The organism is Rhodanobacter caeni, assembly GCF_039523575.1.
Taxonomy (GTDB): Bacteria; Pseudomonadota; Gammaproteobacteria; order Xanthomonadales; family Rhodanobacteraceae; genus Rhodanobacter; species Rhodanobacter caeni.
This window is the reverse complement of record NZ_BAAAFO010000002.1, coordinates 751,528-769,091: the sequence shown is the minus strand read 5'-3', so window position 1 is coordinate 769,091 and position 17,564 is coordinate 751,528. Positions and strand designations below refer to the sequence as shown.

Annotated in this window: 14 protein-coding genes; 1 reads left to right on the top strand and 13 read right to left on the bottom strand. The window is 61.5% G+C overall.

The genetic code is table 11. The annotated features are described in order from the left end of the window. Window positions 1-2 precede the first annotated feature (2 nt). From ABD017_RS07810 to ABD017_RS07765, 10 genes are all read right to left on the bottom strand, one after another. The gene (locus ABD017_RS07810; protein WP_343881838.1) at window positions 3-722 is read right to left on the bottom strand and encodes a MobA/MobL family protein; all 720 of its coding nucleotides are present in this window, start codon (window positions 720-722) and stop codon (window positions 3-5) included. Between the two features lie 278 nt (window positions 723-1,000). Continuing rightward, on the bottom strand, window positions 1,001-4,069 hold the full coding sequence (locus ABD017_RS07805) for a type I restriction endonuclease subunit R (protein ID WP_343882223.1): 3,069 nt from the start codon (window positions 4,067-4,069) through the stop codon (window positions 1,001-1,003). Continuing rightward, the gene (locus ABD017_RS07800) at window positions 4,069-5,133 is read right to left on the bottom strand and encodes a virulence RhuM family protein (protein ID WP_343881836.1); all 1,065 of its coding nucleotides are present in this window, start codon (window positions 5,131-5,133) and stop codon (window positions 4,069-4,071) included. The genes ABD017_RS07805 and ABD017_RS07800 overlap by 1 nt, the downstream gene beginning before the upstream one ends. Further along, window positions 5,120-6,526 carry a restriction endonuclease subunit S gene (locus ABD017_RS07795; protein WP_343881834.1) on the bottom strand — a complete coding sequence of 469 codons (1,407 nt, stop codon included), beginning with the start codon at window positions 6,524-6,526 and terminating at the stop codon, window positions 5,120-5,122. Before ABD017_RS07795 ends, ABD017_RS07800 begins: the two co-directional genes overlap by 14 nt. Next, window positions 6,526-8,889 carry a type I restriction-modification system subunit M gene (locus ABD017_RS07790; RefSeq protein ID WP_343881832.1) on the bottom strand — a complete coding sequence of 788 codons (2,364 nt, stop codon included), beginning with the start codon at window positions 8,887-8,889 and terminating at the stop codon, window positions 6,526-6,528. The genes ABD017_RS07795 and ABD017_RS07790 overlap by 1 nt, the downstream gene beginning before the upstream one ends. Before the next feature lie 66 nt (window positions 8,890-8,955). After that, a complete protein-coding gene (locus ABD017_RS07785) occupies window positions 8,956-10,815 on the bottom strand; it encodes an N-6 DNA methylase (RefSeq protein WP_343881830.1) in 1,860 nt (619 codons plus the stop codon). A gap of 2 nt (window positions 10,816-10,817) precedes the next feature. Then, the gene (locus tag ABD017_RS07780) at window positions 10,818-11,063 is read right to left on the bottom strand and encodes a DUF4258 domain-containing protein (RefSeq protein WP_343881828.1); all 246 of its coding nucleotides are present in this window, start codon (window positions 11,061-11,063) and stop codon (window positions 10,818-10,820) included. Window positions 11,064-11,528: 465 nt separating this feature from the next. Next, on the bottom strand, window positions 11,529-12,407 hold the full coding sequence (locus tag ABD017_RS07775; RefSeq protein WP_343881826.1) for a recombination directionality factor: 879 nt from the start codon (window positions 12,405-12,407) through the stop codon (window positions 11,529-11,531). Window positions 12,408-12,616: 209 nt separating this feature from the next. Further along, window positions 12,617-13,039 carry a hypothetical protein gene (locus ABD017_RS07770; RefSeq protein WP_343881824.1) on the bottom strand — a complete coding sequence of 141 codons (423 nt, stop codon included), beginning with the start codon at window positions 13,037-13,039 and terminating at the stop codon, window positions 12,617-12,619. 113 nt (window positions 13,040-13,152) lie between these two features. Further along, window positions 13,153-13,710: a DUF4339 domain-containing protein gene (locus tag ABD017_RS07765; protein ID WP_343881822.1), complete on the bottom strand. Its 558-nt coding sequence runs from the start codon at window positions 13,708-13,710 to the stop codon at window positions 13,153-13,155. A gap of 294 nt (window positions 13,711-14,004) precedes the next feature. Here ABD017_RS07765 and ABD017_RS07760 point away from each other — a divergent pair, with 294 nt between their 5' ends. Beyond that, the gene (locus tag ABD017_RS07760) at window positions 14,005-14,352 is read left to right on the top strand and encodes a helix-turn-helix domain-containing protein (protein WP_343881820.1); all 348 of its coding nucleotides are present in this window, start codon (window positions 14,005-14,007) and stop codon (window positions 14,350-14,352) included. Between the two features lie 82 nt (window positions 14,353-14,434). Here the strand turns inward: ABD017_RS07760 and ABD017_RS07755 are convergent, their stop codons facing one another. From ABD017_RS07755 to ABD017_RS07745, 3 genes are all read right to left on the bottom strand, one after another. Then, window positions 14,435-15,412, bottom strand: a complete 978-nt coding sequence (locus tag ABD017_RS07755; RefSeq protein WP_343881818.1) for a YqaJ viral recombinase family nuclease — start codon at window positions 15,410-15,412, stop codon at window positions 14,435-14,437. A gap of 86 nt (window positions 15,413-15,498) precedes the next feature. Beyond that, on the bottom strand, window positions 15,499-16,002 hold the full coding sequence (locus ABD017_RS07750; RefSeq protein WP_343881816.1) for a JAB domain-containing protein: 504 nt from the start codon (window positions 16,000-16,002) through the stop codon (window positions 15,499-15,501). Next, window positions 16,002-16,958 carry a DUF932 domain-containing protein gene (locus ABD017_RS07745; RefSeq protein WP_343881814.1) on the bottom strand — a complete coding sequence of 319 codons (957 nt, stop codon included), beginning with the start codon at window positions 16,956-16,958 and terminating at the stop codon, window positions 16,002-16,004. Before ABD017_RS07745 ends, ABD017_RS07750 begins: the two co-directional genes overlap by 1 nt. Window positions 16,959-17,564: the final 606 nt, after the last annotated feature.

The following is a 17,564-nucleotide window of genomic DNA, read 5'->3' as shown; positions in this document are numbered from 1 at the left end:
CGTCAGGAGCTGAGCGACCCACGATTTCGGCCTCGCATGCCGATGTACTCGTCCCTGTCTCGCGCCGACATGCCTCTAATACGCGCCTGGCCCAGATGGCACTCGGCGTCGCGCTCAACGCCTTGATCCCTCAACGTGCGGTGGTCAACACGAGTATCGTGCCCGTTGATCGCGAGGTGATGGTTGATGGTTTCCGCTACTACCTTACGGGTGGCGATGACGTCATCGCGAAGTTCCATGCGATTGCGACCGCCGCTCGCTTTTTTGCGCCCGCCCTTCTCAGGCTGACTAGGGTTGTATCGCGAGAAGAATTGCTCAGCCGGCCGGTCGATGCCGTCGTCCATTCGATTTGACTTCATCAGGTGAACGTGCGGATTGGGCTCGCCCTCAAGTGATGAGTTTGGTGCATGGACCGCAAACTGGTGTGGCCTGCCGGGGGCAAGCTTTGATACCAAGTCTTCCACAAGCGCCATGTTCTGCTCGAAGTCGAGCTCCCCTGGCAATGCGATGACAACCTCGTGATACACCGCACCATTTTTTCGCTCGTACTTCTCCGCTGCTTTCCACAGCACATTCGGATCACCACCCGTCCATGACGGCAGGTTGCCGTGGCCTGAAGCAATTAAGTCTCCCCTCTTCCCGTGAAAGCCCCTACGCGCCACGTAGTCGGCATGCTCGCTCGCGTTGCGCCCAGTCTTCATCTCGCAGTGATAAGTGGCCATTGGTGAACTACCCTTTCTTAGTGTCGAAAAAGTAAAGCCGACGAGATTGCCCCCATCGGCTTGCGGCAGTGGATTTTTCCCCTTTACAGCTTGCTGCGACAAAAACGGTAAGTGCGCGTAGGCTCCTCTCCCTATATAACAGCTGTCTTAAGCTAGCCAATCACTCGACAATGAATGTACGCGTATGAGTGACGATCCACCTCATACATTAAGTACCAGCGTAGTAAAAATTTACTGATCAGCACATGCGCCCGCTGAAGCAATCATTCCGCACGATGCTACGGAGACCCAGAACCACCTGTTAGATAGGTTGCATTAAAGACCGTATCGGTCAGCCAACGATTGAAGCCGGGGTTGTCACTGAACTGCTTGAACAGCTCAGTGTGATCCTGTAGCAGGTCTAACATGACGCGCTTGAGCGCCTTGTCATGCTCCAGCTTGGCGTTCTGCTGGTCGGAGTTGGCTTGGGCATTCTGGTACGCCTTGTCCCGAGCTACACGCGACGGGATCTCCTCGGCGATCACATGGCGGATCTTGTCGCCGTCCTTCCAGTCGATGTTCCCGAACAGATCGTTGAATGCCTTGATGATGTTCGAAAGTTTGTCGACGTCGGGCTCGCTTAGACCTCCACCACCGCCCGGGGGAACTGGGTCGACGCTCGCATCGGCGTCGTCCATCGTCATTTTGAGTGTGGCCTGTGCTTCCACGCGGTAGCTATCCATATCGATGGCTTCCAGCACGCCCCTGGAGAGATCGTTCTCTTGCGGACTCGGCAGCTTCGGGACAAGAAAGTTGAGGAAGATCGACAGCTTCTCCCAGTCGGCGTAACCGTAGGCGAGGATGGCCGCGAGAAAGCCATAGCTGCGCACGAATGCTTTCGCCTTGCCCTTGAAGGCAATCTGGCCGTCTTCGTCCAGCTTGTTCTTGTACTCGCTGACGCAGTCGTCGAGGATCGGGTCGAGCTTGTCGCGATTCGCTCCCGAGAGGTACAGAGCTACCAGGTTCTCGACCTGTTCCCAGCTGTATACCTGTTGGCCATCGAGCTCGGCTTTCAGGTCGTGCAGCTTGTTGGCATCGGTCTCGCCAACCTGGATCGTCGCGCGATAGTAGTCCTGGAACGCCGCCTTCACCGCCTCCTGGTTGTCGGCAAAGTCCAGCACGAAAGTGTCGTGCTTCTGCGGATGGGCGCGGTTGAGTCGGGAGAGTGTCTGAACCGCCAGCACGCCAGCCAACGGTTTATCGACGTACATCGTGTGCAACAGCGGCTCGTCGAAGCCGGTGACAAACTTGTTCGCGACGATGAGAAACCGATACGGATCTTGCTGAAGCTTGTCCGGAATGTCCTTGCTGGGGAATCCGTTGAGATCAGCCTCGGATCTTTTGACGCCGGCAATCTCGAACTTGCCTGAAAAAGCCACGATGGCCTTGTGGGGGCTCTTGATCTCGGCCAGGTAAGCCGACACTTCACGGTAGTAGTCGATAGCCCGGGCGATCCCGTTACAGACAACCATCGCCCGCGCCTTGCCACCGATCTTCTGCTTGCCGATGACCTCCGACAGGAAGTGATCGACCATGATCTCGGCTTTACGGCGGATCGCCTTGTCGGTGGACTCGACATAGCGCCGAATCTTCTTCAAAGCCTTCACCCGGTCGAAATCGGGGTCGCCTTCAACCGCCTTGGCGACGTGGTAGAAGCTGTTGAACGGGGTGTAGTGCTCCACCACGTCCAGGATGAAGTTCTCCTGGATTGCCTGCTTGGTGGTGTAAGTGAGCTCTTCCGGCGAGCGGAACTGCTTCTTGTCGCCCACCAGCACGCTCTCACCGAACAACTCCAGCGTCTTGTTCTTGGGCGTCGCCGTAAACGCGAAATAGCTCGCGTTGGACAACATACGCCGCGACTCGATGCGCCTGGCGATCTCCGCGTTCACCGCTTCCTGGGTGGCATCCTCTTCAAAGGACTCCTCGTCATCCGCGGCGGCGTCTTCATCCGTAGTTTTGCCACCGAGCGCCACATGCATCTTGCCGGTGGTCTTGCCGCCTTGGCTGGAGTGCGCCTCGTCGATCAGCAGTGCGAAATGCTTGCCCGAGAGATCCTCCAGCTCATCGAGGATGAACGGGAATTTCTGCACGGTCGTCACGATGACCTTCTTGCCACGTCGCAGGTAGTCGCGGAGCTCCTGAGCGTTGTCCGAGTGGCCGAAGATCGACGCCACGTGGTCGTAGCCCTTGATGGTTCGGGCAATCTGCGTGTCCAGCGCACGCCGGTCGGTAATAACGATGATGGAATCGAACTGCGGCACCAACGGGTCTGCTGCCGTGCGCAGTTCCACCAGTTGATGCGCCAGCCAGGCAATCGTGTTGCTCTTGCCGCTGCCTGCCGAGTGCTGGATCAGGTAACGCCTACCCACGCCGTCTTCCCGCGTGCGGCGCAGCAAGGCGCGCACGGTGCGCAGCTGGTGGAAGCGGGGGAAGATTTGCTTGCGCTTCTTCCTGCGTTTACCGCCCGGCGCGGACTCCTCCTCTTCCACCACCTGGGCATAGCTTTCGACGATGTTGGCCAGCGACTCGCGGGTCAGCACCTGCTTCCACAGGTAATCGGTCTTGAGGCCGTTAGGGTTGGGTGGGTTGCCAGCGCCACTGTTCCAGCCCTGGTTGAAGGGCAGGAACCACGAGGCCTTGCCCTTTAGTTCGGTGCAGAAGCTCGCCTCCGTGTCGTCCACGGCGAAGTGGGCGATGCAGCGGCCCAGCTGGAACAGCAACTCCCTGGGCTCTCGGCTGGTCTGGTACTGCACCACCGCGTCGGCCATGGTTTGCTTGGTCAGCGAATTCTTCAGCTCAAACGTGAGCAACGGCAGGCCGTTGATGAAGATCACCAGATCCAGCTCGTTGCCGGAATCGTTGCTGTAGCGAACCTGCCGGCTGACGCTGAAAATGTTCTGGCCGAATGCCTCGGCGGCGGCGACGTTACCTGGCGTCGGCAGATGCTTGTAGAGGTCGACGTGCATCGGCCCATGACTTACGCCCTTGCGCAGCACATCCACCACGCCGCGCTTGGTGATTTCGCCTTGCAGGCGGTGCAGGAACTGGGTGCGTTTGATGCCCTCCGCCCCCAGCTCCAGCGCTTCCACCGCCTTGGGCTGGCTGGCCTGCAGGAAGGCCAGCAGCTGCACGACGTCTAGCGCCACGTCGCGGTTGTAGTCGGTGGGCTTGCCCTGCACGTAGCCGTTACCAGTTGCGGCAAAGTCGGTGCTTGCCAACGCCTGGCTGTACTCTGGCTGGGGTACGCCGGTCAGGCCGCGCACGATGCGCGCCTCGAACCAGCGTTCACTGGTGTCCGTCTTGGCCATCATTCTTCCCCCTTCCTTTTGCGTCGCGCTTTTGGCTTGGCGCTATCCAGCAGCTTCGCCGCCAATTCCAGTGCACGAATGTTCTCGATGGCACCCGCCGACTCCTTCTCTTCACGGCGATGTGCAGCGAACTTCTCGAACTCCGCGTGCGCGATGGCATCGGCCTCCTTGCGCGAACGTTTGCCCGCGCTGGGCAGCACCTTGCGTTCGTTGAAGCGCAGGAACTCATCCAACTTGTTTTGCCAGTCCGCCATGAACACCTGCTTGCGCCGCTCGGCCTGATCCTCGGCGAAATCCAACCACATGGTGATGATGCGGTTCAGTTCGCGGACTTCGCCCTCCTGCAGGTAGTTCTTGGCGATGGTCACGTCGCTTTTGCGCACCTCATCGCCCGTCCACGTGGTCAGGCCTGCATGGGGCAGGGCGTGATTGATGCGGCTGGCGATGATCTCCGGTGCCGTCAGGCCCGTAACGGCGTAGTGCAGCTTGTTCTGCATGATCTGGAAGAAGCGGGTGGTCTCCGGCAGCGAGGGCTGGTAATCCGCCGCCAGCGTGAACACCTCGCGTACACGGAGATACATGCGCCGTTCGCTGGCGCGAATGTCGCGCACCCGCTCCAGCATCTCGGCGAAGTGGTCAGGCACGGTGGAGCCCGCCACCGGCGGGTTTTTCAGGCGCTCGTCGTCAAGCGCAAAGCCCTTCACGATGTACTCGCGCAGTACCTGAGTGGCCCAGATGCGAAAGTGCGTGGCCAGCACCGAGTTCACGCGGTAGCCCACGGCGATCACGGCATCCAGGTTGTAGAAGCGCGTAGCGTAGGTCTTACCGTCAGCAGCAGTACTTTCCAAAACGGAAACAACTGCCGACTCGGCCAATTCGCCTGTCTCGAAGATATTCTTCAGGTGCTTGCTGATGGCCGGCGGCTGCACGCCGAACAGCTCGGCCATCTGCTTCTGCGTCAGCCAGAGGGTGTCCACGGCCAGACGTGCCTGCACGCGCAGGCGGCCATCCTTCCCGGGGTAGATCACCAGCTCGCCCGGTGACTCGGGTTCATTCGTCGCCATCGGCATCCTCCTCGTCGGTGGGTTCCGCTTCCTCTTCACTTAGTGCAGTCAGTTGATCATCACCGACGAAGTCGTCCGGGCCTGGTTGCCAGCCGCGGACGTCCACCTGGCCGGTGACCACATCCGCAATCAGCCGGTCGCGGTATTCCCGGATCAGTTTGATTTCTTCTTCGGTGCGAGCGATCGCGATGTCCAGCGGCGCGCTTTCTGTCTTGATGCGCGCAACAATGGCTTGCTGCTCATTCACGGTTGGTGGCAAAGCCACTGCGAACCGCCCCAGCACACTTTCTGCGATTGCGGGATACGCTATGCCGATGGAGTTGGCCGCCACCCGGTTCACGAAGGCACTGCTCTGGATGACGTAGCCGAGATATTCAGGCTCTACACTCTTGCCCGGCGTGAGCACCGCGAAGCCGGTGGACGCGATTAGGTCTTCCGCATCCTCACTGACATACCAGATGGCCTTCAGATACGTGCGCACAGTCGAGATAATGGTGTCGCCTCGGCTTAGAACGCGACGCGCTCGGGACGGCGCGGCCTCGAAACGGATGCGCTCAAGTTCCTTCGTCAAGCGCCCGGTTTGTACCGATCCAATATCCACGTAGCGGAACTCAAAACCCGGATCAGTCTTTTCACCCAGCGTGCTGGCATTGAGCCGCACCCAACGTTTCAGCGGTTTCACCTCCCAATGATCCGGCACCTCGCCCAACCACTCGATGCCGGAAGGCTTCAGCGCGACCGCGGCGTCGAGGCCACGCGTGACGGCGTGATCGATGATGCGCAGCTTCTGCTCGGTCAGCAGCGCGATGAGATCGCGCTTGGCTTTGATAAAGCGGGCGATATGGGCGTCCTGCGCACGCAGGTAGATCACGATCTGATCTTGCTCGGGCCGCGGAGGAAGCGGAATTTCCAACGCCGCAAAGCGATCCGAGTAGAGCCGCAAAAAGCCCGACGTGCCCGTTCCAAGTCCTTTAGACTCTGAACGAAACAGCCCTCGTATCGGCCACGAACGGAATAGATGGCCGAGGTATTCGGGATGGTCGTTGCGGAGCAAACGGAATACGGCGTAGTCGGGACTGACCAAGCCAGATTGCCGATTGCGGAAGAACATCGCGTTCCCTGCCTGCATCCGGTTAAGCACCAGCTCGTCCGGCCGCGCCTTCTTGTAGCCGATGAGATGTTGCGGGTCGATGCGCTTAACCGAAACATCGTTGTGTGGAACCAAGCCTCGATGCATGCGCATAGACAGCAGCGTTTCCTCGCCTGTCTTCGAGCGATCGTCGATTTCCCGCAAGAAGTTTTTGACTCGGAGCAACGACCAGTGCTCCGGCACACGCGGGATCCAGCGGGAACGCACCAGCTGGTAGTTGGGATACGCCTGCGCGGCTGCCATCACGCCAACCCCACGATCTTCCGCAACAAGCCGTCGCTCCGCTGCTCCAGCTTCAGAATGTCGGCCCGGATCTTGTCCAGCGTCCTCAGCGGCGTGGGCTTGTAGAAGTACCGCGCAAATGAAATCTCATAGCCAATCTGGGTCTTGTCGGCGGCAATCCAGGCGTCCGGTGCGTGCGGCAGGACTTCGCGCTGAAAGAACGCCTCGATGCCGCCCGGCTCTTTCAGGGGTACCTGCTCGGTGTCGCGCAGTTCACTGTCCGCCTCGTACTCGACCATGTAGCGATCCTTGCCCACGGTTTGCAGGTAAGCGCCGTCGAAGCCCGGCTCGAAGAATTCGCCTTTCTTCAGCTTGCTGCGCTTGGCGACCACAGGTGGCGCCGATTCATCGCGCCAGCTGACGGCCCGGAAAATCAGCTTCTTGTCGGTGGCACCGGGCTTCTCGCCACAAGCTTTGATCACCTCGTCGAAGCGTTCGCGGAAGAGGTTGTGGTCGTCAAAAACGTCTTCGCCCAATACCTGACGAGCCTTGTGCGCCAGCTCGACCAGCGACTTGTCGCGCTGCCAGGTCGCGGCATCCAACAGCTTCTTGCGACGCTTCTCGGGTACGGCCCTGCGGGCCGGCGCGGCATCGTCGCCGTCGTCTTCGTCAGCTTCCTCGTCGTCACCCTTCAGCCACGCCTCGATGCCTGGCTTCAGCTCGGCGAAGGCGGTGTAGAGTTTGTCGCCGTGCTTGGCGTACAGCTCGGCGCGGATCGCCTCGTCGCCGCTGGCAAAGCGCAGGGTTTCGATGGCGCTGCGCTTGAGCTGGCTCTTCCAGCGCAACGGGCGTTCGACGGTGACCTTCCAGTAGCCAAAGTCTTTCGTGTCGAACCAGCGCGATTCAGTCGTGTCTTGCGGCTTGCCGAGGTAGAGGTCGAGTACGCGGCGCATGTCGGCGGCCGTCAGTTCGCAGTTCTTCTTGCCCAGATTGCGGCGCAGTGGCTGGAACCATTGGCTTGCGTCGATCAGTTGAACCCTGCCCTTGCGGTGCTCGGCCTTCTTGTTTGCGAGCACCCAGATGTAGGTGGCGATGCCGGTGTTGTAGAAGATGTTCAGCGGCAAGGCAATGATGGCTTCCAACCAGTCGTTTTCAAGCACCCAGCGCCGGATATTGCTCTCGCCCTGGCCGGCATCCCCGGTGAACAGCGCTGATCCGTTGTGGACGAGAGCGATGCGGCTGCCCAACGGCGTGTTGTGCTTCATCTTCTGCAGCTTGTTCACTAGGAACATGAGCTGCCCGTCGCTGGAACGGGTAATGAGCTTGAGCTCGGGGTTGCCTTCGTGCGTGACGATGAAGCGCGGGTCGTTGAACTCTTTCTTGCCGCCCATGCGCTCCAGGTCGGTCTTCCAGCTCTTGCCATAGGGCGGGTTGGAGATCATGAAGTCGAATTCGTGGCTGCCAAATTGGTCGGCAGCCAGGGTGGACTTGTCCGCGCCACCCACTATGTGGTCGGCCTCGCCGCCCTCGCCCTTGAGCAGCAGATCGGCCTTGCAGATGGCGTAGGTCTCGGGGTTGATCTCCTGCCCGAACAGGTGGATGGAGACGTCCTTGCCGCGCGCTTCAGCCAGTTCCTTCAGTGCGTCTTCCGCCACGGTCAACATGCCGCCCGTGCCGCAACTGCCGTCGTACAGTAGGTAGGTGCCGGACTGGATACGGTCGGCTACCGGCAGGAACAACAGTTCGGCCATCAGCTTGACCACGTCGCGGGGGGTGAAGTGCTCGCCCGCTTCTTCGTTGTTCTCTTCGTTGAAGCGGCGGATCAGCTCCTCGAACACCGTACCCATGCCGTGGTTGTCCAGACCCGGCAGCTTGGTGCGGCCATCGGCATCCTTGACCGGTAGGGGGGAGAGGTTGATGTCGGGATTCAGGAAGTCTTCGATCAGGAAACCGAGAATCCCCGCGTCGACCATCGTCTGGATCTGGTCGCGGAATCGGAACTTGGTCAGGATTTCCTGCACGTTGGGCGAGAAGCCGTCCAGATAGGCGATGAAGTCGTCGCGCAACCGCTGGCCCTGGCCACTGGCCTTGAGCCTGGCGAGCGTGAACTCGGAGACGTTGTAGAACGCCTGATCCGCGGCATCGTAGAGCGCGCCGTCCTGCTCGGCGACGCGATGCTTGTCGAGGAACCGCTTCTGTTCCAGCACGGCCTGCTTGGTCGATTCAAGCACCGCATCCAGACGACGCAGCACGGTGAAGGGCAGGATGACGTCGCGATACTTGCCACGCACGTACACGTCGCGTAGGCGGTCGTCAGCGATGTTCCAGATGAAATCGGAGATCCAGCGGATTTGGCTTTGGTCTTGCGGCTTGTGCAGCGTCATGTTTCGGCTTTGCCTTGTGTTCCCCGCTTCGCGCTTGTGCAGCGCGGACTGCGAGTTATGAGATGGTCAGTGGGCTGTGGACTGCAGAAATTCTTGCCAGAGCGCACTGGCGATGCCGCGCTGCTCTTGCTCAAGCGCCTCTATTTGGTGCTGGATCTCGTCCTCACACCGCAAGGCATCAATGGCGCGGCCTATCCACTCGGGCGTCAACACGGGAACCATGAGCTTGCGTAGCGTCGCCAGCGAGATCAGTGGAACCGTGGCGCCTGCCTTGATGCCCGCCAGCAACTGCTGCCCCATCTCGGAGCGCAACCACAAACCGAGGCCGCGGGCATCGAATCTCGGATCGCGAGATCGGAGGATCGCCGCCGACTGTCCGGCGATCCACCCCCCCGGCCCAGGAGGGGGGACATTGTCCGGGACGATGCCGATCTTTCCGGTACTTCCTTTGGTGATGAGCACTAGGTCGTGGGCGCGGAGGAACACCTCGTCGCTGTAACCCGGTCGGCGGGAATTGAGCTGGATCGTGACCTTCTTTTCCGGGTGGCGAATGTACCCCGTGGAAGGGAGGTCGGCGGCGCCCACCTCATAAACCTCAATGGCATCGACCGAATCGACGCCTCGGTCCTTGTTGGGGACGGGACTGTATGAGTGCACCACATCGTCCAACGCAGCTGTAGGCAGGGCGTCTAACGCGGCCTGCGCTGCCCGCTGCTCTTGCGCCATCACGTAGCGGTCGACTTGCAGCACCGCATCGTTGGCGAGAATCTCGCTAACGGAGACTGTCCTCGCCATCGTTTCGTCCAGCTGATGGTGGCCAAGTTCCGGACGGCCGCTCGACAGAGATTGGCAGAAGGCAATGATGGCTTCCGTATGGCTGAGCCCGACAACTCCTTTCCCGGCAACCTTGGCAAAGTGGGGCTGCGTTGCATCCACCAAACCAACGCTCTGGCAGCGGGTTTGCGTATTCAGCAAAAGCAGCGCGGAGGAGATATTGGTGCCCTGAAGAAGCCCGGGCGGAAGGGCGATGACTGCCTCCACTAGGCCTTTGTTGAGCAGGTCCTCGCGTACATCCCGGTCTCGCCCCAGCCCGAACAGGAATCCATTCGGTACAACCACGGCGGCCCTCCCATCGGTCTGGGCCACGATGTGTTGTACGGAAAGACCATTCCCGTTTGCCTTCTTGATCGGAAAGCGCCCATAGAGGTCGCGATCGGAGACGTCGTCAGCGAGTTGCATGTTCCAGGGAGGAAGCGAGAGTGTCGCGCCGAACTTACGCAGGCGGCCACTTTTAAGAGCGGTCGGAGCGCGCAGCGGGTCGGTGATGACAATCTCCGTTGCACCATGCCGGAACAGACTCAGAAGAGCAGAAACCGGTGCGGCATACGGCGCTTCCACGTAGATAGTGGACGGACTTTGCAATAGTGCGCCCACGAGTCGCCCGGCGGTTTCCCAGGGGCAATAAATGGAAGAGCATCCCTCGCTCACCGTCAGGCTCACCATCAGTGCCGCCAGCTCCTGAGGCGCGACGAAAGACATTGTGCGGTCATGCTCAAGGGCGTTCGCAATGTCTACCGGCGAGAAACGCTCGAAGATCCCACCTTCGGTCAAGCGTTTCGTGCTCACCGTAGCCGGGACGAGGTCGTTGCCTACTGCATGCGCGCGCCTCGACGCACCATCAAAGGCCTGTCCGATAGGGGCATCTCGCGATTCCAAGTGCTTGAGCGCATCAAGGACGCCTGCCGCTCCGCGCTCAAGTGCGTCATCGATCGATTCGGCACTATCGAGTCGCCCCTGTTGTTCCAGATACCCCCAGGCCAGCAGCTGAAACGCCAAAAGACCACATTCATGGGATCCCAGCGGCGAGTTCCGCAGCCTATCGCTGACCTCGAACAACACACCCTTCGCGTTCTCCGCGTGAGCCATGGTCAGTGCTTCCGACCGGTGTAGTTGTAGGCGGTGATTTGCGCCTCTCCGTCTGCGACGACGACTAGGCCACCCTTGTCCACGATCTTGTTCAAGGTGCGGGCTGCGGCGAGCAGCCGGGCCGAATGCTTGCGACTCAAGACAATCTTGTCGCCCTCGGCCTCGCCGTAACCAATAACAAGATCCAGCATGTCGCTACTGATGCCCCGCTGGCTCATGCGCTGCCGAATATGGGTGGTCTTGTCCATTCCAGTGCCCTCCGCGTATGAGACCAATGTACGGATGAAATTAGACCAGTGCAATACTTTTTATGAGTAGGTGAGGCATGACCATGACGCTATTTATTTTTTGTTCACGTTTAGCCGCCAGCGTCAATGGGCCAGAAGCACCTCAGCACTCTTTATCCTTCTGATTTGTAAGGGTGCGACCACGGATGACTCACCTAAATGCTGGCCGCATGGGGCGTCACTCAGCGTATGAAGCGCGGCCACGGACTTCCGTGTCATCCAGGTTGGTGCTACCCGTTAAGGCGGCAAGAAACGAAAAGTGCGCCCCGCACTGCGCGGTGGAGGGGCTTATGCCCCTCCACCGCGCAGTGCGTCAACTCGCCAATGCATCAGATCGATCGATTCGATGTTCCAAGCCCCCGGCAACTAGAGGCGTACACCAATCGACGCCCTCCGCGACAGCAAACATCGCCGTCATTGCCATCGCTATCCGCAAACGCGCGCTTCCAGGCGACTTTTCAGGCCGAAGCCCTCGGATGGGTGTGCGGATGTGAGCCGTTCACCGCCAGCCTCAGCGAAGAACTCCTCCACCACCGCGGGCACGTCCTCTTCCAGCTCCTCGAACGCTCCGTTGGCGAAACCCGTACGCGCTGACTCGTCCAGTGCGGCCTGGTCAAAGCCGCCGGCTCGCCTCTGCTCATCCCGCTCCCGCGCCTGCGTGATGGCCTGCTCCAGCGTCAGCCCATCGCGAACCACTAGATCGACGTAGTAGATCGGCGCTCGGTGGCTTTGTGTGGTGGACTTCCCACGCAGCTTCAGTTCCAACGGCAGGCAGGCCAGCAGGCCGCCCGATACCGCACCGAAATACGCCAACCGGGCTGCCAACGTGCGGATGGTGTTGTAAGACGTGGTGCGCAGGACGAAGCTACCCAGCGCATCGTCATCCCCCACCACCACGTTGAGCCGGGCGTAGGCCTTGCACGCGCCCTGCGCGAACGCGCAAGCATCCGGTCCTGGACACGACGAGCTGCTGACGCCGTCCTTGCCTGTACGACGGCAGGTTTCTCCATTGCCAACGCACACCGGCCGGCCGGTCGTGCGGTCGAACAGCGAGTAGTCCGCGCGAAGGTTGAGGTCTGGATCATTGAACAGCATACGGACCGGGATCGACCGCAGCTTGCCTTCGGCAGTTTTGCGGAGTGCCTCGTCCAGCGGATGCAGCACCCACCCGTCGCGAGTTTGCACCTGGGTGGTGAGGGTGAACTGATCGTCCTTCTCGGGGAGCCGCTTGCCGTTACGTTCGATCACGCGGCCGATGGATATTCGCCCGATGACGGGTGGGGTGATGGCCAAGCCCTTGAGCATGGGTTTTCTCCTTAGTGGATTTTGGGAAATGAAAGAGAGTCAGGACGGGTGCATCGCGGCCGAATCGCCCCTGTGCTGAGGGCGTTCGGTGTCCGCGGCCCGATCAGGGTCAGGTCTGCCTGCTTTCAGGAAGCAAAAACGCCAAGAGCCCGGCATAGCGGGCTCTTGGCGGTATGGACTTGTGTGACAGCCGGGCGGCTGCGAAGGCTTTAGGAGCCGGGGGCCTGCTTGCCCTCTTTGCACCAGCCCGTCCATTCATCGAGTTGGTCCTGCGTCACCACTGCGTCCTCGCCTGCGTCCTTACGGTAGGCATCGACCCAATGATCGACACACTGGTCGGTATCCGTGCCAGAGGGTTCGCTCATGAGGGCCTTCAGATCCGCCATGTTCTGCTGGGCGACGGCCGAGTCGGCAGTTTGCGTCTGGCTCGTAGCGATGTGGTTACCAATCAGCAGGCAGATCCCGCCCAGCACCCACGCGCCGACCATCATGAACCACCACTTCCAGAGCTGGCGCTTGGTAGGAGTGATCCTCTTCTTGCGAAGGCGGATCCGTTGGGCGATACCGAACCCAAAGAAGAACCAGCCGACGATCGTCAGGATCGTGCTCAGTCCAGTGAAAATTTCAGCCATTGTCGTTCTCCATGTAATAGCGGGGGCGACCCATGTGCGCATGCGTCATGGGGTGGTGCGTGGTCAGGCATCAGGAAGGGAATCGGATGCGCGGGCTGCGCATCCTTCGGACGTCAGGCGAGCATCGTGAGGACGAAACAGACCATCCAGACGATGAAGTAGCCGAGCCTCTGGTTCAGGGCCTTGGCGCGCTTGTAGAGGTACACCGGTACAAGCCAGGCCATGGCCTTGAACTTGCCCGTGTCGTAGCCGGCACGGTTGAGCCGGCCCTCGTCGAAGTACGACAACCCGACATTCAGGGCGAGGGTGATGAACCAGTACTTGGAGTCATTCATGGCGGCCTCTGCCGCGCTGTCGCTACTGTTGACCGCGTAGGCGACCGCGCTTTCGAGGATGTAGCCAATCAGCGGCGCGAACGCGAGCGTCCAGACCACGCCGTTGCCGATGTGCTTGCCGGTGATCGGTGGCGGTGCGACCCGCTGCAGGTGAGTGCGTAGCTCGCTGTCTTCGGCTTTGAGCCATTCCGGGAAGCCGGCTTTCCAGACCAGTGTGCCGTAGGTGACGGTGCCCTGCCTGATCAGGGCCAGCATGGCGTCCTCGGTAACGGGTCCCTTGCGTTGCCCATCGGTTTCGTAGAACCAGCTCACCGAGCCGGTGTTTGATGCGTCCATCTGCACTCCTTTGTCGTGGGATAGGTAGGACTGGAAAAGCACCCGTTGCCGAGCGCATGGGGAGAGCAGCCACGGCGGAGCCATGACCGGAGAGAGGGCCGGGGAAAGCCATCGAGAAACACCCGGGGTAACGGCGGGCTGCCGTTTATGTATGCGACGCAAAACACCGTGCCCTGGCTGCGTCAGGCCGCGTTGGGCCTACTCGTCGCCTGATATATACTGATACGGTATAGTCTGTCGCACGCTACGGGCTTGCGCAATGCTGGGGGCTGTCAGAGCAAGCCCTCTCGCCTCTTGTCCAAGCCCATCACATCGATCTTTGCGACACGCCTGAAGGCCGCACGCGAACTGCGTGGCCTGTCCCAGCGTGCGCTCGGAGGCCTGGTGTCGGAGAGCAAGAGCAACGGAAGCGTCCGCATCAACCGGTACGAGCAGGGCGTCAACCGCGCAGACATGGACACGGCGGCCGCACTCGCCGCAGCGCTTGACGTACCGCTGGCTTATCTTTTCGCCGAGAAGGACGACCAGGCCGAGTTACTTCTTGCCTTCGCCCAGCTGACCAGCGGCGATCGCACCAAGCTCCTCGCGCAGGCCAAGCAGATGGCCGAGAAACGCGCCAGCAAGGGCACCAAGTCCGGCTGATGACGTGGACCGAGGACCCATAAGCGCCTCGGTCCGTGCGTGTACTTTTCGATCCCACGCGTGAATCGCACCATCCGGGCCGTCACACCGTCGGATGCGGGGTCACGACAAACCGTCGTGCACCGGGCCTGATCACCAGATACTGAGCTGCCAGGTCGGGATGGTCCGATGCTAGGCGCTTCATGTCCCAAGAGGCGCTATCTTTCGCGCCCCTGTAGGTGACCTCGCCGCGGCTGAAGCAGGCCTTGCCTGCGTCCCCCATGGCTTGCTGGATGGCCTGCTTGAGACGCTCGGCTTCTAGGCTCTTGGCCTCCAGCTCCGCCCGGAGCGTGACCAGGGCATCGAAAGCACCGTCCAGATCGGCGTTGCCTGCGAAGTCGAGTACCGTGCCCTTGTCGCGATAGAGCTGGCGCAGCGCCTTGGCCGACGACTCACTCCCGTCCGCGGACGGTGGGGTGCCCGTTTCCACGTGTTCCCAGAAACGCGTCTCCAGCAATGTCAGCCGGCCAATGAGCTCGTCGTCACGCTCGATGCGGTGCACCTCCAGCTGCTGGCCGCAAAGCAGGACCGCAACGTCGGCGGCCCGCTTGCCGGTGACCGCCAACTGGTGCTGGACCTGCAGCTGCACGTAGTCCGGCACGCCGTCCTTCCAGAGTCGCGATCCGAACTCGCCCGCGGTCTTACACTCGAGGATCTGGACCTCCGGATCCCCGACGATCTCCCGGTCGAGATTGGCGAGCATGAAGGGGAAGGTAGGGTGCTGCAGGACCGCGTTGACCTTGCGCACCCGGCGACCGGTTTTGCGCTGGTAGGCCGCAGCCACGTAGGGCTCCAGCAAGGTGCCCCAGTAGCGCGGATCGTCCATGTCCTCGGCGGCGTCCTCTTGTTCGATCGCCCGTCCGGTCTTGTCCATCCACAGGGCGAGCGGGCTCTTGTAGGGGTTTAGACCTACGGCCGCTGACGCGTCCGAACTCCCGATGCCTCCGCGGCGTACCGCCAACCACTGCTGCCGATCGAGCGTCCGGGTGTCGACCAGCCGCAAAGCTGTCTGTCTCTTCATCGATCCTCTCCTGAAAAAGAAACGCCCGGCCAGGGGCCGGGCGATATGCCGCTTCCTGAGGGGAGCGGGGTGATGAGCAAAGGGCGTTACATCAGGCCACGCGTAGCCAGCGAGACCGCCTCCGTGGCGGTGACCACGAAGTGGTCGAGCACCCGGATATCCACCAAGCCCAGCGCTTCCCTTAGGCGGGCGGTCAGCGTCTGGTCCGCCGGGGACGGCTCCGGATTCCCGCTCGGGTGGTTGTGGGCCAGCATGACGGCCACGGCGTTCAAGGCGAGCGCGCGCTGGACCACCACCCGTGCATGCACCTCGGCCCCATCCACGGACCCGGAGAACAGCCGTTCCACCGCGATGAGCCGGTGCCGGTTGTCGAGGAAGGCCACCTCGAAATGCTCCCGGCGCTCCTCCCCCAGCCGCAGGCGAAAGAACTGCCCCGCGGTGGGTGGATCCTTCATGAACTGTCCGGAGGTCAGGGCCCGCGCCGCCAGGATCGTCAGGGCCTGGGCGATCACTGCATCCTGCTGGTCGCGGTCGGTCGGCCCGTCGATGGCCCGCTGAGCGACGGGCCGCCTCACCGCCTGTGCGCGCATTAGGCCACCCCCTTGACCAGCTCATCCCACGCCCGCTGCTTGATCTGCGCACCCTGGCCGAACCAGGCCGCATCCCGGCGGTGATCGTCCGTGCGGGCACGCCGGTGGTGATCGACGAACTCGGTCACGCTGTTGAGCAGCCCCCAGGCCGTGCCGCGACTGGAGGCCATCTGCGCGCCGCGGCCGCCGCCCTCGTAGAGCGCCCGTACCGTGGCCACCGCCTGTTCGTTGACGACGGCGCTCCGGCTCTCCTGTCCGGGATAGGTCAATACCCGGCGCAGCAGCCCCTCGGCCGAATCCGGATCCACCGGCTTGTCGACAAGCGCCTTCATCCGGGCCACGAAGCCGTCCCAGGACGACACCGTGATCCCCAGCTGGCGCTTGACTGCGTCGGCGTCGAATGCACTGCGGTGCGGCACCTTGATGACACCTTCGCCCTTGCCCAGGGCGATCTGCAGAGTGTTGTTGCAGATCACCCGGACGCTGGTGAACTGGGCGGTGGTGGCCAGCGTGCCATCGCAGGCGGTGGCCAGCAGGAGATAGCCCTCGACCTTGTCCTTGCCCCGCAGCGTGACGCTGTGGCCCGTGCGGGCCAGCGCCCAGAACTTCCGGCCCTCGCGCAGCACGCCGGCGGTCTCGAGCTCGAACCCACCGACCTCGGTCAGGTCGCGGTAGAACTCCAGGATCTCGCCCGGCTGGACCACCTGAAAGCGCTTGCTGACGACCGCCAGCGGCACCTTGGTATCCGAGCGGTACAGCACCTTGTGGCTGGGGAAGGACTGGATCACGCCCAGTCCCTGATTCCCCACCACGTAGCGCACGTCGGCGTCCTCGATGGACCAGTTCATACCGGCGCGCTCCCTCCAGACCTCGATGGGTTGCCCGGCTTCGAGCCGGTTACCCAGGCCGTGCCACGGTTTTTCGCCTCGATAGGCGATCGATTCGACCAGATGCATGTGCAATTCCTCATTTTCAGACGGCAGAAACGCCAAAGGCCCGGTTTCCCGGGCCTTTGGCGAGTCATGCGTGGTTGGATGGTTCAGGGAGCCTTGTTGAGGTTCCCCGAGCAGCGGACGAAGCCCAGCAGCAGGGCGGCGGTGACCACCAGGACGCAGGTCAGCGGGTCGGGTTTTTCGGGAAGCATCAGATCACTCCATGGTGAAAAGGACATCAGAACGGATGCCCTCACGCGAGGCAGGAATCTCCCTGCTTCGAGTGGGTGATGTAGATCTGAAACTTTTTTGGTTTGCGATCACTTCCTGCCACGCCACGGAATCATGCTCTTGAGCGCCACGTTGAGAGCGATGAAACGGCGGATGCGCAGCCTGTCGCTCGCCGCGACACCCGCCCGCCCTCCTTTCCGCCGACGCACGACCTTGTTTTCGAGGCATCGACGATGCGAGCTCGCCCACATCGACTTAGAGGCCGCGCGGCTGGACCTTAACGAGACCACCTCTGGCCACTAGAGGATTCCGACTTTACGAAGGTAGCCTGCAATGCGAACGCTGCGGAACCCCAAGGCAAGCCTCACGCAATCTAGGCCCCGATCATCCTTTTGGTAA

What these genes read in the sequence shown, in the direction of transcription:
- ABD017_RS07810 (WP_343881838.1), bottom strand. Translation starts at nt 722, where the DNA reads ATGGCCACTTATCACTGCGAGATGAAGACTGGGCGCAACGCGAGCGAG.
- ABD017_RS07805 (WP_343882223.1), bottom strand. Translation starts at nt 4,069, where the DNA reads ATGGCCAAGACGGACACCAGTGAACGCTGGTTCGAGGCGCGCATCGTG.
- ABD017_RS07800 (WP_343881836.1), bottom strand. Translation starts at nt 5,133, where the DNA reads ATGGCGACGAATGAACCCGAGTCACCGGGCGAGCTGGTGATCTACCCC.
- ABD017_RS07795 (WP_343881834.1), bottom strand. Translation starts at nt 6,526, where the DNA reads ATGGCAGCCGCGCAGGCGTATCCCAACTACCAGCTGGTGCGTTCCCGC.
- ABD017_RS07790 (WP_343881832.1), bottom strand. Translation starts at nt 8,889, where the DNA reads ATGACGCTGCACAAGCCGCAAGACCAAAGCCAAATCCGCTGGATCTCC.
- ABD017_RS07785 (WP_343881830.1), bottom strand. Translation starts at nt 10,815, where the DNA reads ATGGCTCACGCGGAGAACGCGAAGGGTGTGTTGTTCGAGGTCAGCGAT.
- ABD017_RS07780 (WP_343881828.1), bottom strand. Translation starts at nt 11,063, where the DNA reads ATGGACAAGACCACCCATATTCGGCAGCGCATGAGCCAGCGGGGCATC.
- ABD017_RS07775 (WP_343881826.1), bottom strand. Translation starts at nt 12,407, where the DNA reads ATGCTCAAGGGCTTGGCCATCACCCCACCCGTCATCGGGCGAATATCC.
- ABD017_RS07770 (WP_343881824.1), bottom strand. Translation starts at nt 13,039, where the DNA reads ATGGCTGAAATTTTCACTGGACTGAGCACGATCCTGACGATCGTCGGC.
- ABD017_RS07765 (WP_343881822.1), bottom strand. Translation starts at nt 13,710, where the DNA reads ATGGACGCATCAAACACCGGCTCGGTGAGCTGGTTCTACGAAACCGAT.
- ABD017_RS07755 (WP_343881818.1), bottom strand. Translation starts at nt 15,412, where the DNA reads ATGAAGAGACAGACAGCTTTGCGGCTGGTCGACACCCGGACGCTCGAT.
- ABD017_RS07750 (WP_343881816.1), bottom strand. Translation starts at nt 16,002, where the DNA reads ATGCGCGCACAGGCGGTGAGGCGGCCCGTCGCTCAGCGGGCCATCGAC.
- ABD017_RS07745 (WP_343881814.1), bottom strand. Translation starts at nt 16,958, where the DNA reads ATGCATCTGGTCGAATCGATCGCCTATCGAGGCGAAAAACCGTGGCAC.